Annotated in this window: 13 protein-coding genes; 4 read left to right on the top strand and 9 right to left on the bottom strand. The window is 54.4% G+C overall.

All coding sequences use genetic code 11. The features are described 5' to 3' along the window. Positions 1–56: 56 nt before the first annotated feature. From EI42_RS02685 to EI42_RS02670, 4 genes are all read right to left on the bottom strand, one after another. Positions 57–290, bottom strand: a complete 234-nt coding sequence (locus EI42_RS02685; protein ID WP_111318547.1) for a hypothetical protein — start codon at positions 288–290, stop codon at positions 57–59. Between the two features lie 81 nt (positions 291–371). After that, on the bottom strand, positions 372–917 hold the full coding sequence (locus tag EI42_RS02680) for a hypothetical protein (RefSeq protein WP_111318545.1): 546 nt from the start codon (positions 915–917) through the stop codon (positions 372–374). 104 nt (positions 918–1021) lie between these two features. After that, positions 1022–2215, bottom strand: coding sequence for an aminotransferase class V-fold PLP-dependent enzyme (locus EI42_RS02675; RefSeq protein WP_246046307.1), 1194 nt, complete (start codon positions 2213–2215; stop codon positions 1022–1024). A 14-nt stretch (positions 2216–2229) separates the two neighbouring features. Further along, a complete protein-coding gene (locus tag EI42_RS02670) occupies positions 2230–4254 on the bottom strand; it encodes a serine/threonine-protein kinase (RefSeq protein ID WP_170142303.1) in 2025 nt (674 codons plus the stop codon). 268 nt (positions 4255–4522) lie between these two features. Here EI42_RS02670 and EI42_RS02665 point away from each other — a divergent pair, with 268 nt between their 5' ends. After that, the gene (locus EI42_RS02665) at positions 4523–5563 is read left to right on the top strand and encodes a homoserine dehydrogenase (RefSeq protein WP_170142302.1); all 1041 of its coding nucleotides are present in this window, start codon (positions 4523–4525) and stop codon (positions 5561–5563) included. Positions 5564–5595: 32 nt separating this feature from the next. Here the strand turns inward: EI42_RS02665 and EI42_RS02660 are convergent, their stop codons facing one another. From EI42_RS02660 to EI42_RS02640, 5 genes are all read right to left on the bottom strand, one after another. Next, a complete protein-coding gene (locus tag EI42_RS02660) occupies positions 5596–7233 on the bottom strand; it encodes a mucoidy inhibitor MuiA family protein (protein WP_111318539.1) in 1638 nt (545 codons plus the stop codon). Positions 7234–7354: 121 nt separating this feature from the next. Next, positions 7355–8644: an MFS transporter gene (locus tag EI42_RS02655; RefSeq protein WP_170142301.1), complete on the bottom strand. Its 1290-nt coding sequence runs from the start codon at positions 8642–8644 to the stop codon at positions 7355–7357. Between the two features lie 75 nt (positions 8645–8719). After that, the gene (locus EI42_RS02650; protein WP_111318535.1) at positions 8720–9553 is read right to left on the bottom strand and encodes an SDR family oxidoreductase; all 834 of its coding nucleotides are present in this window, start codon (positions 9551–9553) and stop codon (positions 8720–8722) included. Positions 9554–9566: 13 nt separating this feature from the next. After that, complete coding sequence (locus tag EI42_RS02645; RefSeq protein ID WP_111318533.1) at positions 9567–10661, bottom strand: coiled-coil domain-containing protein; 1095 nt, start codon at positions 10659–10661, stop codon at positions 9567–9569. An 81-nt stretch (positions 10662–10742) separates the two neighbouring features. Then, positions 10743–11342 carry a hypothetical protein gene (locus EI42_RS02640; RefSeq protein ID WP_111318532.1) on the bottom strand — a complete coding sequence of 200 codons (600 nt, stop codon included), beginning with the start codon at positions 11340–11342 and terminating at the stop codon, positions 10743–10745. A 406-nt stretch (positions 11343–11748) separates the two neighbouring features. On the opposite strand from EI42_RS02640, the gene EI42_RS02635 reads away from it, so the two are divergent. The 3 genes from EI42_RS02635 to mutL all read left to right on the top strand — a co-directional run bounded on the left by EI42_RS02635 (position 11749) and on the right by mutL (position 17713). Next, positions 11749–13149 carry an FAD-binding oxidoreductase gene (locus tag EI42_RS02635; RefSeq protein ID WP_111318530.1) on the top strand — a complete coding sequence of 467 codons (1401 nt, stop codon included), beginning with the start codon at positions 11749–11751 and terminating at the stop codon, positions 13147–13149. A gap of 146 nt (positions 13150–13295) precedes the next feature. Continuing rightward, positions 13296–15947 carry a DNA mismatch repair protein MutS gene (gene mutS, locus EI42_RS02630; protein WP_111318528.1) on the top strand — a complete coding sequence of 884 codons (2652 nt, stop codon included), beginning with the start codon at positions 13296–13298 and terminating at the stop codon, positions 15945–15947. Continuing rightward, positions 15944–17713 carry a DNA mismatch repair endonuclease MutL gene (gene mutL, locus EI42_RS02625; protein ID WP_111318526.1) on the top strand — a complete coding sequence of 590 codons (1770 nt, stop codon included), beginning with the start codon at positions 15944–15946 and terminating at the stop codon, positions 17711–17713. Before mutS ends, mutL begins: the two co-directional genes overlap by 4 nt. The last annotated feature ends 1 nt before the right edge of the window (position 17714 follow it).

The raw sequence follows: 17714 nt of genomic DNA, 5'->3' as shown, positions 1-17714 counted from the left end.
CTTCTCTTTGATTGAAAAGGAGTATAGCGAGCATTGCTGAATTCAATCTGAAAAGTCTATTCGAGTAGATCGGCGAGACTCCTGACGTAGAAATTGACTTTGCCGCACTGCATACAGGCTGTTGTATAAATATCCGCGATGTGTCTGCCCGAAAGGGCGTCACGGATGCCACGATTTGGTAGCTTGACTCGCACTTTACCCATATAGTTTGCTTCTATCTCGAACTCGACATAGACCTGTTCACCCTGACAGGCCGGGCAACGATGCAGCGCAATCGTTCTATCTGCCATATTGATGGTTGCTCCTTTCTGCGTAATCTTCTGGTTCTATAGATAGAGACGCATTGCAGGCTCAAATATCGAATGAGTCGCCTATTCCACCGGGCGTTGCAGGGGGAGTTGAAAAAGGACCTTCAGTTCTGGCGCCTCAATGTCGAGCACTGCAATATGTGCAATTTCCAGCTCCCAACGAAAATTCTGTTTTGTGATGCAGGGCAGAACGCGGGCTAGCTTGTCCTCATCCAGCCCGGGAAGCGGGATCTCGATACGGGGTATCCAGTGTTCTGGATGATAATCCAGCGGTGGATATTCACTGATACGCAGAAAGGTTTTCCAGAGGCATTGCTGAAAGCGGGCCAGTTGCGGGCTTCGGACAATCGCAATAGAGAGGCATGGAGTGGGGTCGGCAAAGATGCAAAGCCCGGCTGTCTGGATAACAAAAGCGCTATGGGAGCTGGCGCATTCATGGAGATAGCGTTCAAGCTGTTCCCAGTTATAGGTACAGGAGACATAATAGGGGATGTAGGGTCGTATTGTCTTGAAGCGGTGGGTCAGGCCGGTTGCTGCACAGAGTTCTGCCCCCAGTTTTTGCAGACTGTGGTCGATCGTGCCATCGAGCAGTGAGACAATTCCATGCATAATCTCTGCCTCGGTCAGTAGATCTATATATTTCTACCTTTTGAGCAATTATACAGGGTCGCACCAAACGGAGGCAGAGGCGGCTGACCTCTGCCCGGGGTGCTCTACTGCACGAGGCGCTCGATGCAGGCGCTGAAGCGCTCAACCTCTTCTTCAGTGTTGTAGTAGTGAACGGAGGCGCGCACCAGTTGATCCAGCTGGCGTTCTTCCATGTCCAGCAGCGTGGAGCTCTTCTGAGAAATAGAGACATTGATCCGCTCTTTTGCCAGCTCACGCTGAATGTGTTCGGCTGCGACGCCATCAATGGTAAAGGTGACAATACCGCCCTGAGTGATGCCGCGATCATGTACGATCACTCCTGGAATCGGGCTGAGCAGCGAACGCAAACGATAGGCAAGGTCTTTGATGCGTCGCCACGAAACCTTGAGATCCCACTGCATTGCATAGTCAGCCGCGACACCAAGCGCGATCTTGGCCGCATAGTTGCCTTCCCAGTTCTCAAAGCGACGGACATCCGGGCGGATCTCATAGCGGTCCTTACTGACCCAGGTGGCTGCATGGAGATCAAGCATCGGGGGCTCAAGCTGCTCAAGCACCGAGCGACGAACATAGAGGAAACCGCTGCCTCGGGGGCCGCGCAGGTACTTGCGCCCGGTTGCTGACAGGATATCGCAGCCAATCTCATCAACCTGAATGGGCATCTGTCCGACGGTCTGACAGGCATCAACCAGAAAGAGGATCCCGGCCTCGCGTGCGATCTTTCCGATCTGGGCTACTGGATTGACAAGGCCGCCGTTTGTTGGCATGTGTGTCACAGAGATGAGTTTGACGCGCTCATCAAGCATGTTGCGGAGTGCCTCAATGGAGAGCTGCCCATATTGATCGTTGGGGATTACTTCAACGACAGCCCCGGTTTTTTGTGCGACTTGAAGATAGGCAATGTAGTTACTGGCATATTCAGCCATCGCGGTCAAAATACGGTCGCCGGGTTTGAAGGGGATCGAATAGAACGCCATATCCCAGGCCCGGGTAGCGTTTTCGATCAAAGCGATCTCGTCACGATGCGCACCGATGAGCGTGGCGAGTGCGTCGTATGTATGTTCTATTTTGTCAATGGCCTCATCAGCCGCCTCATAGCCGCCGATCGCGGCTTCACGCTGAAGGTGAGTGATCATCGCATCAAGTACAGGCTGTGGGAGGAGCGAGGAGCCTGCATTGTTCAGGTGCAGAACGTTGGTGCAGCCCGGCGTCTCTTTTCTGGCCCGTTCGATATCAAAGCGCATGCGTTTTGTATCCATTCCTTTCTAAGCCTCTATACGGCAACCCATACAATCACTTTTGCGTCGTTCCCACCGGATGCCAGGCGGCGGGAGTCGTTTGCCCAGGCAATAGCTATCACATCTTTCTCTTTATCATGGAAAGTATAATCATATATCTTTTTGCCTGTAGCAACCTCCCAGACACGAACAAGTCCTTTATCATGAGCCGTTGCCAGATAGCGTCCATCCGGGGAGAGGACGGCCTGATGAATGCTCGGCTGTTTCTCATCCGCGAAGGTGCGAATCTCGGCCCCTGCCAACCTATCCCAGAGCTTGACTTCATAGCTGGTTGCAGACATCAGCTTTTCACCATCAGGGAGCCAGAGAATTGCGTTCTTGCTACCTGATTGCCCATCATACTCAAAGACGTCTTTCCCGCCCGGCTCCCAGATCCGGACTTCGGAGTTGAGGGAGCTGCTTGAGGCAATCAGCTTGCCATCGGGAGACCAGGCAATAGCCTTAATGGAGGAATTTCCATAGGTCGGGATATGCCCTTTATAGGTTGTTTTGATTGCGCCGGTCTTGGCATCCCAGATATAGATTACACTGTCATCTGCACCGGAGGCAATAGAGAGGCTATCAGGGGACCAGGCCAGCGCCCCGATGCCAGCGCCGAAACTGCTGGCTTTGTGCTTGGTAAATTGGTAGGTAGCCTTCTCGGAATGGCCGTCCCAGATATGCACAACATTGTCGGAGCCGCCAATTGCCAGATACTGCCCATCTGGCGACCAGAGCGCATAGCGGACTTTGACGCTGGAGTATGTGGTGTGCTTCTCAGGTGATGGACGATAGACGCTTTTCGCTTCTCCTGTGGTTGCATCCCAGACCTGAACGGTGTCGTCAGCGGCGGCGGAGGCAATCGTGTTGTCATGCCAGGAGAGTGCCAGCACGTCCTGTGCGTGGCGTAAATAGGTCTGCATAATCGTGCCCCGTGGTGGCAGGGGCGTTGGACGTGTCAACACAAATAGGGTGCCTCCACCAATGGCAAGGAGACCCGCGCCACTGGCGATCCCGATGAGGGCGGCGCGGCGGCTGAGACGTGGACCTCGTTTGGAGGGTGTCGGAGATTGTATAATTGGAGGCGTTTGCTGCACGGTTTGCGCGGCTGCGATATGTTGTTCGGTCTGTGGTTGTGTTACGGTCACATAGATCTGATTGCTGCTGTGTTCGCTACTGGACACTCCTTCGGTGGTGGTCTGATGTGTCTGCTGGATCGCTTGAGAGAGCGCGGTGGCAAAGGCACGAATGCTTGCAAAACGTTGATGGGGATCTTTTGCCAGCGCGGTCATGACCACGCTCTCGATATCGGGCGAGATATCAGGACGTTTCTCGCGGAGTGGTGGTGGTGGCGTGAACAGGTGCTGTCCATACAACTCGGTGAAAGAGCCACGAAAAGGGCGTGTACCGGTAAGCCATTCATAGACGACAACCGCCAGGGCATATTGATCGCTGGCGGGACGCGGTTTGCCCTGAATCTGTTCCGGAGCCATATAGGGAATCGTGCCAGCGACTTCCTGTGTCTTTTGAACTTGCGAGGTTTGTGCGATCAACGAGATGCCGAAGTCGCCCAGTAATACTTCGTCGTGGCGTCCAATCAGCATATTTTCTGGTTTGATATCGCGGTGCACCAGTTTCTGATCATGCGCATATTGCAGTGCCGAGGCCACCTGCTGGACGTAGCTATTGATTGTTGCCAGAGGCACCTGGGTGCCGTGTGGGTGTCTGTCACGCAGGCTTCCGTTCGGGGCATAATCCATAACCAGAAAGGGGAGAGAGTCCTGCATACCAAAGTCCAGCACGCGAATAATATTGGGATGCAGTAAGCGGGCAATCGTACGGGCCTCTCGCAAAAAGTTGTCTTCTTCGGCCTGTCCAAGTCGCGTGCGCAACACTTTGATCGCTGCTTGCGTGTTGAGATAGATATGTTCTGCTAGATAGACCTCGGCGGAACCTCCCATGCCTAGAAGTCTGATAACACGATAGTTTCCGAACTGCTGTCCTGCTGCCGGAACTGTCATATGCATCTCCTTTGCCCTATCGTTATGCATCTCGCATTGTAGGGGGCTCTGGTTGAGTCTGTCAAGCTGCTATTCGCAGTCATACTTTGAAATAGTACAGAGAAGCATACCAGCAGAAGCGCCACTGCACAAGGTATTCTTTCGCATTCTTGAAAATCGAGAAGGCAAAGAGGCACAAATGCCTATCTGCCTGCTAGAAATGTGCCTGCGAATGCCTGTTTGTGGTAGTATGGAACTATTCTTTAGAAGACGGATGAGGGCGTTACGAATGAAGGTATACAATCTTGCTCTTATTGGATTTGGTCATGTTGGAAAGGCGCTGGTGCGGCATCTCTTGCTGAAAAGAGAGGAATTGCGTGACCGCTATGGTATTGAGTGGCGCTTAACTGGCGTCGCGACCCGTCGTATGGGCTGGCTTGCTGACCCCGCAGGATTAGATGCAGACGCTCTGCTCGCGGGACAGCTTCCCTCTCCGCCTCATGCATTGCAGAATGTGGAGCAGTGGCTAGAGGCTGCACAGGCTAATGTGCTTTTTGAGCTCAGCTCGACCAACCCCCACAGCGGACAACCGGCCATTGACTATATTCGCTCCGGACTGGAACACGGGGCGCATGTGATTACCGCGAACAAAGGACCGATTGTTCACGCGTATCAGGAGCTGCGGGATCTGGCAAAGAAGAAGGGAAAGAAGTTTCTCTTTGAGGGCACGGTGATGGCCGGGGCCCCGCTCTTTTCGCTTTATCAGTACACGCTTCCGGCAACCAGCGTAACGCGTTTTCGGGGCCTGTTAAACTCGACCGCCAATGTGATTATTGCCGAGATGGAGCAGGGCAGAAGCTTTGATGAAGCGCTGCGCCAGGCACAAAAACTCGGTATCGCCGAAACAGATCCATCGCTCGATGTTGATGGTTGGGATGCTGCGGTCAAAGTGTGCGCGATTGCGACTGTGTTGATGAATGTTCCCTTACGTATTGATGAGGTCCAGCGCGAGGGCATTCGCAACCTGACCCCGGAGCAGGTGAAGACGGCGAAGGCAGCAGGCAAGCCCTATAAGCTGGTTGCACAGTTGGAGCGTACGCCTTCTGCCATTGTTGCCAGTGTCCGCCCCGAGCAGCTCAACAGCGATGATCCGCTTGCTGCTGTCAGTCCTGCCTCGATGCTGGTGCACCTGGAGACCGATCTTGTGCCAGGCTTGATGATTACCCTGCATCTGCCCGAAGAGGAGCGAGCAGGTCCGGATGCCACGGCTTATGATGTGATGGCCGATATGATTCGTGCTATTTCTGGTGAGGAAGTAGGGAGCCACTGAGGAGAGCGGCTCCCTTTTTTCTGCTCTGATTATTATTCTTGCTCGACAGGTACCAGTCCGACAACGCGAAGGTCGCGGGGGTGTTCAACCACAAAGCGGTAATCAATGGTGTATTTCTCGTCTGTGGCAAGCGCCTTTTTCCAGGTAAGCAATTCCAATTTAGTGCGCTCTACTGGAGGTGGCTGTAATTGCGTGACGCGAACCTTGATGCGCTCGTGTTGTGGTACGGGAAGCCGATCGCAGACCACTATATTGCGGGTTGTCGATGCGTAGTTCTGCACTGTAATCTGGTAGCCATAGGTCAGGCGGCGGATATCGCCCTGAAGCAGGTTCCCTTTTTCAACGTTGGCTTCGGTCAGCTTGCGCTCAACTTTCAGACGCTCATCCAGACCCAGGAAGACGCGAAACTGTTCGCCTGGTGCGGTCAGCTTGATTTCCGTGGTACCGACGTAGTTTCCGTCAAGAAAGATGCTGGCCTGTCCCGCGAGCAGCGGCGAGGCACTTGTATTGGTGATGGTGCCGCGCAGATGGGCGACCTTCTCCAGTGCGGGGGCGCAGACATAGTCGAACTCACAGGGGTATTTATCGATGACGATGGTTGTTTTATGGGGCGAACCATCAGAGGGGATATCGACTGAATGCCCAATATGAAAAACCGTGGCGGCCCCGCTGCTTTCGATCTCCGCTGTACTGATACTGGCGGGCGCAGCTGCGGGCTCGGGTGGCAGTGGTGGAGCTCCTGCGGGCATATCGCTACTCTCGGCTATCTTGCTTGCTGACAACATACTGTAGCGCATAGCTGGTTGTGCTGCCCGAGCGAAGGGAACCGGGGGCGTGTGCTCTTTCAGATACCAGGGGCGTAACTCGGGGAGAACCGCGGCCAGGCTAGGGCGGGCAGTGGAGAGCGAGATCCGAACCTCATTCCAGGTTTCTCCGGTTTGCTGCGTGACCATGCCGTTATAGGTTAGCTCAACGTCACCTGTTGTCTCCTGTTCTGCGCTTGTCGCAACCCGAACGTCGTAGCGAGGTTCCCATGAAGCGCCTGTTACCAGATAGGAGAGTTCAAGGGTAAAGTCGCCCTCTGTTGGAAGCTCAATGGTGACACGGGCTGTCAGTCTATCAGGGCTCTGGTTCCCCTGTTTCTGCTGACGCTCGCGTTTCCTGGCGTCAATATCTTGCAGGAGCTTCTGTAGCTGAAGGTGCAGGTCAAGGGAAGCTCTGGCATCGTCCAGCGCTTGTTGTGCTGCGAAGCGAAAGAAGTCGGTGCAATCCTGAGGGCGCATGGTGCCACGCGAGAGGCCGTGTGCGAACTCTTTCGACTCTTCTCCAAGCGCTCGCAACCACTGCTGGCGATCCTGGAGGGCGCCCTGTTGGGCCTCAAGCAGGCGCTGTTGTTGTTCGAGCTCCTCTATTTCCTGATCCAGACGGGTTAAGTCTTCTTCAGGGGCGCGACTATAGAACTGGGTTTGAAGCTCGACATTGAGGATGCGAGTACCCTCCGGGCCTGTTCCGGCGGCGCGGAGTGATTCGCGTTGGATGGTGTGCTGAGGCAAGTTCTGTACCTCGACTTCATGTTCTCCTGCGGGGAGATGGATGGTCCCCCGTCGCGTAATCAGGGCTCGATCGTTGTAGACGGTCACTTCTTGAATCGATGCGTTGATAGCTGGCATGCTGTACGCCTTCCCTTTCTTTCTCTGGACGCTTTCTCAACTATCAACATATACGCAGGGAAGGAGGAAAAGTAATGGCCGAAAAGGAGGGAACTCCCTTTCGGCCTTGTGCTGCTCTGTATTAACGTACCTTTTTAATCGGGATGATGAAGACTGCGCTTAGCACGGCAGCAACGGCAGCCATGATGAACAACGCAGTGTAGCTATGGAAGACGCTGAATGCCAGGAAGGAGAACAGCGGCACCAGCACCTGAGGCAATACGTTCGCGACCGAGATCAGGCCGAGATCCTTACCAAGATTTTGCCCCTTCTGCACATCCTGTCCCTCGGGAAGCACCTGTGTCGCAAGTGCGATATCTGAGGAAAGGAAGATACCAAAGCCGATCCCGAAGAGCACAGCGACCACCAGAACCATTGTCCAGGTTGGGATAAGCGCGATAAGTGCCAGTGCGACGGTCATAATAAGTCCGGCTGCAATCACAAATGGCTTGCGGCGCTGTACCTTGTCTGACAGAAAGCCCGTGATGATTGTCGAAATTACTACGCTGACTGTATTAATGACCTGGAACATTGCCACGCCCTGCTCTGATGCCTGCCCGGGGAAAAGCTTCTCATAGTGGATGATGTCTTTCAAATAATAGAGCATGAACGTCACCAGAATGATCTGTGACAGCGTTGCCAGGAAGCGCCCGCACCATGTGAACACAAAGTCTGCGGTCCTCAATGGGCTGAAGAAGGTGCTCAGGAAGGTTTTGAGCGAGAACGGCGGAAGCTCCTCTTTGCTCAGGGGCTTCTCCCTATCAAGGAGGACAAAGAGCGCGATCACGACAAAGAGTAGGCCGGCAATCGCATAGTATGAGCCCTGCACGGAGCGAATAACCTGAGCAATCAAAATACTGCCGATAACGATACCAACCGGCTGCGCCAGTCCCACGAAGGCCGAAACCGTCGCGCGCTGGCTGACCGGGATACGATCCGGAATGATGGTCAGGATTGGGGCGAGCAGCATATCCATTGCAAAGCCGTAGACGGCAACTTCGATTGCCAGTACCGCAATACTGGTGGCGAAGGATTGCAGCACCAGCAGCAAGCTCACAATGACCACGCCAATAGCCAGCCACGTTCGGCGAGGCCCGAGGCGGAAAGTTGTGCGGTCGCTGATCGCACCGATAATAGGCTGTGCGATTACACCGGTAATACCGGTCGCAAAGAGGATCAGTGAGAGCCCGGCTTCTTTGTTCGCAGCATCAATCTGCGCGATCTGCGAGGGAAGCAAGAGTTGCTGAATAGGGATAATGGCGAGCCAGATAACGATGTTGGCCAGCGAGAGAAAGAGTTGGAAGCCGAGGCTTACCCGCTTCTTTCCTCCCTCTGTTGGAGAAGCATCTTCGATGATTGAGGCGTTTGCCATACAGGTTCCTTTCATGTGTGTGAGATAAAAAATGAATGCTGTTGAGTGTGGCCATGCATTCAACAGGACCATGTGCTAGAATTGCTCCCGATATGCGCGAATAAAATCACGGATGGTATATGGTGCTCGTCCGAGGAGCTTTTCGACATCTGAGGTGACTCCAGCGGTGACGCCTGCCCGGGCGATGCCATAGACTGCGAGCGTGTTTTCAATGTATGGGGTGGGCATGCCCTTTGCCTCAAGATGTGCTCTGAATTCCTCCTCAGATGGGTTAGCATAAGTAATGGTGCGGCCCAGTTCCTCGCTCATGATCTGTGCGACCTCGATATAGTTCAGGACCTCGCCTCCGGTTAAGGTATAGGCCTGATCGCGGTGCTGGTCGTTCAGCAGGCTAAGTACGGCGATCTGAGCGATATCACGGGCATCGATCAGGCTGGTGCGTGAAGTACCGGCTGGTATGAAGAGAGTGTTATCCTTACGAATCTCATCAAGATGTTCGGTCAGCAAGTTCTGCATAAAGAAGCTTGGCCGTAGCGCGGTACAGGCAATTCCCTCATCTCGAATATACTGCTCGACGCGGGCAGGAGGCGCGAAAGGAACGTGTTCAACACCCATTGCCGAGAGGAAGACGATATGCTGAACTCCCTGCTGTTTCGCTGTTTGAACGAAGGGGAGTAGAAAGGTTTGCGTATCGGCAAGCTCGGGAGGCCGTATCAGAAGCACCTTCTCAATGCCTGCAAGGGCCTGCGCGGCTGTTTCGGGTTTTGTGTAATCCAGATAGACGGCTCGTGAATCTTCGCGTGGTACATGACGGGTCGCGAAGCGGAAGGGAACTCCTGTTTGCATCAAGTAGTGGATTACCAGTGAGCCAATGGTACCAGTTGCTCCTGTGATAAGAATGGAAGACATGAGCAGCTCCTTATTAGTTATCAGGAATGAGTGGGAATGGTGCTTGTTTGGGTTGCAGCATATCGCGCTGGAGCTGTGCGATCTCTTTGTAGAGGACGTGCAGCCGGGTATTGCCCTTTCCGACCGGGAATTGAATCAGGTGATGGTGGGTTCGGGCTTGCCGTAGCGCCTTGAGCAGACCTTCCAGTTCGGTGATTAATTGCTGATACTCGTACTCAAGCTGGCGTGAGCGCTCCATGCGGGCAATCATGTTATTGATGGGGCCAATGATGTTCCAGAGCGGGTTACTCTGGGTCGAAATCTTCGTGAAACCCCGGCCTGTGTTGGCATGTAACAATGCCTGTGAGATCTCCTGAATGGCGGCCTCAAGGCGCTCCTTCTGTTCTGCAATCTGCTGACGTGACTCGGCGATATCGCGTTCGAGCAGGGCTATCTGTTCCGCGCGGTCAGCGCGTGCAATGGCTTGCGTGGCACTGCGTACCCAGAGAAATGCCAGGAAGGCAACCACAAGCTGAATCGCGATAGGCAAGGAGATCAGGCCAACGCCCGCGATGGGCAGCGCGGCGGCAAGGTCTGGCTGATGGGGTAGAAAGAGAATGCCCAGGATCGTGAAGGCGCTGCTGAGCCCGGCGAAAATAAAGACGTAATAGGCGGGCAGAATCGAGGCGCAAAGCACCAGATAGATCACCTGAAGATCGAATAAGGGCAGGGTGGAAAGGCTCAGTCCTCCTGGTGTTGTCAGAATATTGCTGGTTGTGGTAAACATCACGTTGCCTACAATCAACAGGCCGGCAGCTGTGATATACCCGTGCCGATTACAGATCATCGCGATCGTGTTTGCAGCAATCGCGCCAAACAGAAAGAAGGCAAGCATTTTGTTGGTGCCGAAAAAGCCTGCGGGCAGCGAGGTAATGGCATAGACTTGAAGCAAGAGCAGAATGATACTTGCCAACCGGGCCCGGCGAAACTTTTCACGCTGGATTAAAGGCGCGGTTGGAGCTGGCTCCGGTATGCATGAGATGCGAAACCACCATTGTAACGGGTTCCGGCGGCTGGGAGCTTCTGTTTGCAGGTAGGATGGTAATTCCTGCCGGTTCATATCGTTCATTAGAGTATTCTTGGACCTCCCTGGTATACATGCAGGATATACGATTTTTTAAGCAATACGCATACACAATACGAAGAAGCGTTACCGCGTGGTCGGACCCTGAGCAAAGACGATCAGATGGTCATTGTACAGGGCCATAAGCTCCGCATACACGACCGGGAGCGGCAAAGAGAGCAGGGCTGCAATGCGCTGTATCGTGTTGGCACCGTTGACCAGAGCATAGATACTACGCGCCGTACGCGATAAATGCTGTAAGTATCCCGGCGGTATATTCTGGTAACGAACCGGTATAAGCATGCTTCGACTGTCGGGCTGTGATGGACTTGCTGGCAAGAGCGATCGGGCTGGTGAGTACTGGGCCGGGTATCTCTCCAGTGCAGGATTAGGGTTGCCTATAAAGGAGGACGCACGGTTTTTATCAGGAGTTGTGGCCTCTGTTAATTGCCAGGCAAAGACAATGCCTCTGATTTTTTGCAAGGCTTGCTGTCCATCAAAGAGCAGTTGCCCTTTGGGGTTTCTAATCCTGATCGTGACGATCTTTCCCATCTGGAGTTCTACAAGAATGGTTCCTTTACGGAGAGAACCAGAGAGCCCGCCTGTTGAAAGATCTGCTTCCAGGAATCCAGTAATCCGGCGGTTTTGCAAGACACTTATCAACGTCTCGATATCCAGGTTATACACATTCTCTGAATTCAGCCCCTACCTCTAGAGGCAGTAATGCTGATGCTCCTTTACTGTTTCCACAAAATATGATGTTGGTTCCAACGTTTCTAACCGATAAAGAAAATGTTTTTGTCCCAAATAGTTTTTCATGTGCTCTACGTAGTTATGATATTAGCATGTTAAGTAGAAAACTACAATAGTACCGGGTAAAAATGTTTATTTTACAGATTTACTTTTACGATAGCACCCTGTTACAATTTCCAGAATAGAGTTTCTCTGCTCGTCTAGTTGCTTTTGCTGTTATTTATAGAATTGTGTGCTTCAGATTATCTACACTGCTTTCACCAATGCTGTCATCTCACTCTTTTCTTTTGATAACAGTGTTGCAGCAAAACAAGAATCGTAAATAGAGGAAACAGTATTTATGCAGCATGACTCGATATATCCTGTCTCTCCCGGGACGGAAACATCACGTCCGGTGATTCTGCGGGCACATGATGCTCGCTATAATGAGGCACGACGTGTCTGGAACGGCGCGTTTGATCGCTATCCCGCAGAAGTGCATCTTTGTCGGAGTACCGAGCAGGTGGCATGGTCTGTGTGCTCGGCTCGTCAGCGTGGGCTGGCGCTTGCTGTGCGCGCCGGAGGTCATAGTCCGGCTGGCTTTTCCGCGCTGGATGACGGTGTTGTGATTGATGTACGTGGACTCCAAAAGCTCGCTATTGATCCAGTGCGGCGTCTGGCTACAGTGGGAGCCGGGCTGATCTGGCGTCAATTTGATGCTGCGGCCCAGGAATATGGATTAGCCTGTACTGGTGGAGCCTTTTCAACTGTGGGCGTTGCTGGCTTCACGCTTGGTGGTGGTGTCGGCCAGTTGTTACGTTCCTGTGGTTTGGGCTGCGACAATCTGCTTTCCGCTGTCGTTGTGACTGCCGATGGTGAGATCAGACAGGCATCTCCCGATGCGGATGCAGAGCTGTATTGGGCATTACGCGGGGGCGCAGGCAATTTTGGCGTGGTGACTGAGCTGACCTATCGCTTGCACCCAGTCCGGGAGGTGACAGCGGGAATGCTGGTCTATCCACTGACCGAAGCAGTTGAGGTGATTCACGCGCTCCGCGAACGGACGGCTGTCGCCCCTGATGCGTTGACATGGCATATCGTCTTTGCCACTGCCCCGCTTGAAGGTGGACCCTTTCCAGAGGCACTGCGCGGGCAACCGGTGATTCTGATACAGCCTGCCTTCTTTGGGCCTCGTGAGGAGGCAGACATATGGCTTCGCCTGGTGCGCTCGATAGGTCGCCCTCGCGTGGATCTGGTGGTCCCGATCACTTATGTAGCGCTGCAACAGGGAGCCGATGCCACTGCCCCGGCAGGGATGAAGTGGGATATGCGCGCCGAGTGGTTGCAGGCGATTGACGATGCAACTATTGCTACGATTGTGGCGGCGATGGAGCAGACAACCTCACCTTTGAATCAGGTTGTTTTTCAACTGGTCGGGGGCGCACTGGCACGCACTCCCCTGGCCGAGACACCGTTTTCGTTTCGGCATGCAACTCATTTCATTGAGATTATTAGTGGAACCTTTCCCGATGATCCTGATTTTGAGCGCCATCAGATCTGGGGACAGCAGCTCTGGCAGCAAATAACGCGTTGGTCCGCTGGAGGAGGCTGTCTTAATCATCTGGGTATTGGCGAGGGCCCGGAGCGCGTGAAGGCTGCATTCCGGGCGGAGGCCTGGAAGCGCCTGGTTGCGCTGAAGCGGCGCTATGATCCTGAGAACGTGTTTCGCTCTACTGCTCCTATTTCTCCTGACGGATGCTAGCATGAGAGCCCGAAGATGTCGGAGAGTATGGCAGGCCAGCGGGAGAGATCCCGGTGGTACTGCCACCTTTTGACATTCCCAGAAGAATAGGGTAATGTACGTCTGTTCAATAAAAATTCTGTGTGCGCGAAGGGGTCAGGGAAGGAATGACGACGCCCGCTCGAAAACAATACTTACGGATCAAAAGTCAATTTCCAGATGCCATTCTGATGTATCAGGTCGGGGATTTTTACGAGACCTTTGATGAAGATGCCCGAATTGCTGCCCGCGAACTACAAATTGTGCTGACCAGCCGCCAGTATGGAGGCGATGGTGAGCGTGTTCCGCTGGCCGGTATTCCACTACATGCGCTTGATAACTATGTCGGGAAACTGGTGCATCGCGGGTATAAAGTGGCCATTTGTGAGCAGGTCGGGGAAATTGGGAAGGGGGTTGTTGATCGTGAGGTGACGCGTATCCTGACTGCTGGCACGCTCTCGGAGCCCAACCTGCTACCAGCTCGTCAGAACAATTATATGGTAGCTATTGCTCCCGGGCGGGCCCATACCGGGCTTGCGGTGGTTGACGTCAGCACCGGGGAATTTCAGGTTACATGGTTTGAGACAGCCGAGATGCCTGTTGCGCTGGATGCTGAGCTACAGCGCCTTGACCCTGTCGAGTGCTTGCTTGCTGAGGGACATGAGAAGCAGTCCTATCACTTCCCGACAAAGACTGTCACCATTACGGCCTGTCCGCCTTCGTTCTTCCAGCCCGAAGCTGCCCGCGAACGACTGTGTAAGCTCTTTGGCGTCCAGACGCTTGAAGCATATGGATGTGCTCATATATCGCAGGCCGTTGCAGCCGCAGGGGCGATTGTTGCCTATCTTGAGAAAATGAACGGCAACCTGCTTTCACTGCTGACCGGGCTCCGCTCTTATCGCACGACCAGCTATATGGCGCTTGATGCCCATACGCAGCGCAATCTGGAACTGTTGCAGGGAACTCGGAGCGGTACGCTTCATGGAAGCCTGTTAAGCGTGCTGGATCGCACTATTACGGCAATGGGAGCGCGGCAGTTGCGCAAGGTGATTACGCAGCCGCTGCTTGACCTCAGCCTGTTATCCGATCGCCTCAGCAGCGTTGAGGAGCTCTTTGAGAGCCCTGCTCTGCGGAGCCGTTTTACCATGTGCCTGCAGGCATTCAGCGATATGGAGCGGATCGCCGGACGGGTTCGACAGGGCACGGCGGTTCGCAATGAGGTATTCGGACTGCGGGATAATCTGGCGCTGATCCCGCAGTTGCGCAGTCAGTTGCTTGGTTGCAATGCGACACTGCTTCAGCAGTTGGCCGAAGAGATGGACGAATGCGAAGATGTCGTCTCGCTGATTGATCGTGCGCTGATGCGTTCGGGTGAAGAGGATGAGGACGGAGACGATGGCCGGCTGATTCGTCCCGGCTATCACGCGGAGCTGGATGAGCTCTTTGCTTCGATCAAGGATTCGCGGCGCTGGATGGTAACACTTGAGATGCGCGAACGCGAGCGGACCGGCATTAAATCGCTGAAGGTAGGCTTCAACAAGGTCTTTGGTTACTACATCGAGGTGACAAAGGCCAATCTGAAGCTGGTGCCCGAAGATTACATGCGCAAGCAGACTCTTGTTAATGCCGAGCGCTTTATTACGCCCGAACTGAAAGAGCATGAGGCGCGTATCCTCACAGCCTTTGAGCGTATCGAGGAGATGGAGCGCAGCATCTATGCCGATGTGTTGCGTCAGATCAGCGTACAGTATAACCGTCTGATTGAGACCGCACGGGCTGTAGCCTGGGTAGATGTGCTACTCAGTTTTGCCGTGGTAGCTGCTCATCAGGGATATGTGCGCCCGGTACTGGAACAGGGGCACGGCCTGGAAATTGTTGAGGGGCGGCATCCCGTGGTTGAGGCCACGCTTGACGGAGATGTCTTTATTCCCAATGATACAGAACTCGATGCGGACAACGCGACACGAATTCTTCTGCTGACTGGGCCCAATATGGCCGGGAAATCGACCTATTTGCGGCAGGTCGCTTTGATTACCCTGATGGCACAGATCGGCTGCTTTGTGCCCGCTCGTTCAGCCAGGCTCGGCCTTGTTGATCGGATCTTTACCCGTGTGGGTGCGGAGGACGATATTGCTGCAGGGAAAAGCACCTTTATGGTGGAGATGGAAGAGACAGCGACTATCCTGCATCACGCCACACAGCACAGCCTGATTATTTTAGATGAGATCGGGCGCGGCACCAGTACCTATGATGGGCTGGCAATCGCACGGGCCGTGGTTGAGCATCTGCATGATGTGACGCAGGCTCGCACGCTTTTCGCGACGCACTATCACGAGCTTTCGGCGCTGGCGGATGAGCTTCCTTATCTTAAGGTGTATACGATGGCGATCAGCGAGGATGCCAATGGGATTGTGTTCCTGCATCGTGTAAGGCCCGGAAGCGCCGGGAGAAGCTATGGGGTCTATGTGGCTCGACTGGCTGGCATGCCGCTGAGCATTATTCGGCGAGCGGAAGAGGTACTCGGTCATCTTGAACAGCGGCCATCCCCTGTGCTCTCGCTGGATGCTCCCTCGACGAATGGGCGTCGGGTGAAGCAAGTCGCGGAGGCTCCGAGCCGATACGAGTGGCAGAGTGAGGAGGCTCGTGAGCTTGCGACGCGTCTTGAGCAGGGTGAGGATGTCGATCTTGATTTGCTCGATGTCTACGCGATCACACCGCTAGACGCCCTGAATATATTGTTCCTCTGGCAAAAGAAGAGAAGTAAGCAGCGTATTCGATGAGTCAGTATTCACAGCAACCGGAAATACCATCACGTTTGCCGTTAAGAACCCTGCCTGTTGAGGTTGCCGAGCGGATCGCCGCTGGAGAGGTGGTCGAACGCCCGGTCTCAGTCGTGAAAGAGCTGGTTGAAAACGCGCTCGATGCTGGCGCCCACGAGATTCGCGTTGAGGTTCGCGGCGGCGGCCTGAAACTGCTTCGTGTGACCGATGATGGATATGGGATTCCCGAAGATGAGCTTGAGCGGGTCTGCCTGCGTCATACGACCAGCAAGCTTGCCCGTTTTGAGGATCTCAGTCGTTTACAGACACTGGGGTTTCGGGGTGAAGCACTTGCCAGCATCGCGGCGGTCGCGGAAGTGCACCTGCTCAGCCGCACCATTGAGACGGAACGGGCAGGACTGATTGAGCCCGCGCTTGGTATCACGGTGCGTGGTGGAGAGATCGTCGAGCGTGGACGGCGCGCCCGTGTGCATGGAACGACGGTTACGGTCCGCGATCTCTTTTACAATGTTCCTGCTCGTCTCAAGTTTATGCGTGGCGCACGGACTGAGAACGGGCATATCCTGCAACTGCTGCGACGCTATGCAATGGGCTATCCGGCAGTGCGCTTTCATCTGCAACTTGATGAGCATATTGCTCTGCAAACCAGCGGCTCCGGCGAACTGGCGCTAACGCTGGCGGAGCTCTATCAGTTGCCGCTGGCGGAGATGCTGCATCCGGTCCATGTCAGTGATGGACAGCATTACACGGTGAGCGGCTATGTGGGAAATCGGGCGCTGGCCCAGGCGAATCGCCAGTTTATCACGCTATTTGTCAATGGGAGATGGGTGCAGACGCGAGCGCTTCTCGATGCCCTTGAGAAGGGGTATCGTGGCTCTCTCTCAAAGGGAAAGCATCCGCTGATCTCTCTGTTTCTGACAGTTCCCCCTGATGAGGTGGATGTGAACGTGCATCCTGCCAAGACCGAGGTGCACTTGCAATACGAGGAAAGTATTCTTGCAGCGCTCACCCGGGCGGTACGCGGTGTGCTGGAAAAAAGCCCTGCTTTGCCAGAAGAGGTTCAGTTTCCGGGCCCATTGCTGGCGACACAGCGCAGCCTGCCTCTGCCGAAGCGGCGCGGTTTGCGTGTCAGCGAATCGGCTGAGGGCTACAATGTCTCGACGGCTCCCCGTGATGAGGCGGAAATCATTGCTCACTTGCGTCCGCTTGCACAGCTTCAGCAGGCGGTCATTCTGGCGGAGGCTTCTGATGGTAGCCTCTACCTGATCGATCAGCACAGGGCACATGAGCGTGTGCTGTATGAGCACCTGCGCAGCCGCTATACCGGGATTCGCTCCGAGGAGGAGGTGACAGATGCTCATATGCTGCTTGAGCCGGTGATTGTGGAAATGAAGCGTCATCAGGCCGAGCTCCTGGAAGAGCGTCTCCCGATGCTTCGTGGTCTGGGGATCGAGTGTGAACGTTTTGGTGGGCGTAGTTTCCTGGTCCGTTCGGTGCCAGTTAGTGAGGGCAATGAGCAGTTGATCCCGCATCTTCAGGAACTGGTGTCGCTGGCGGCGGAGGATGCTGACGACTGGGAGGCCCATCTTCTGATCAGTCTTGCCTGTCGTTCCGCGCTGCGTCGTGGCCGGGTGCTGGACCATGCCGCGCAGGCCTCCTTGCTCAAGGCGCTTGCGCAGGTGGCGGCTCCCGCTGTGTGTCCACATGGGAGCCCGGTTCTGTTACACTATAGTCGCTCGTTCTTGATCGATAAATTTGAGTGGTAGA

The organism is Thermosporothrix hazakensis (assembly GCF_003253565.1).
Taxonomy (GTDB): Bacteria; Chloroflexota; Ktedonobacteria; order Ktedonobacterales; family Ktedonobacteraceae; genus Thermosporothrix; species Thermosporothrix hazakensis.
This window is presented reverse-complemented; position numbering and strand designations above follow the sequence as displayed.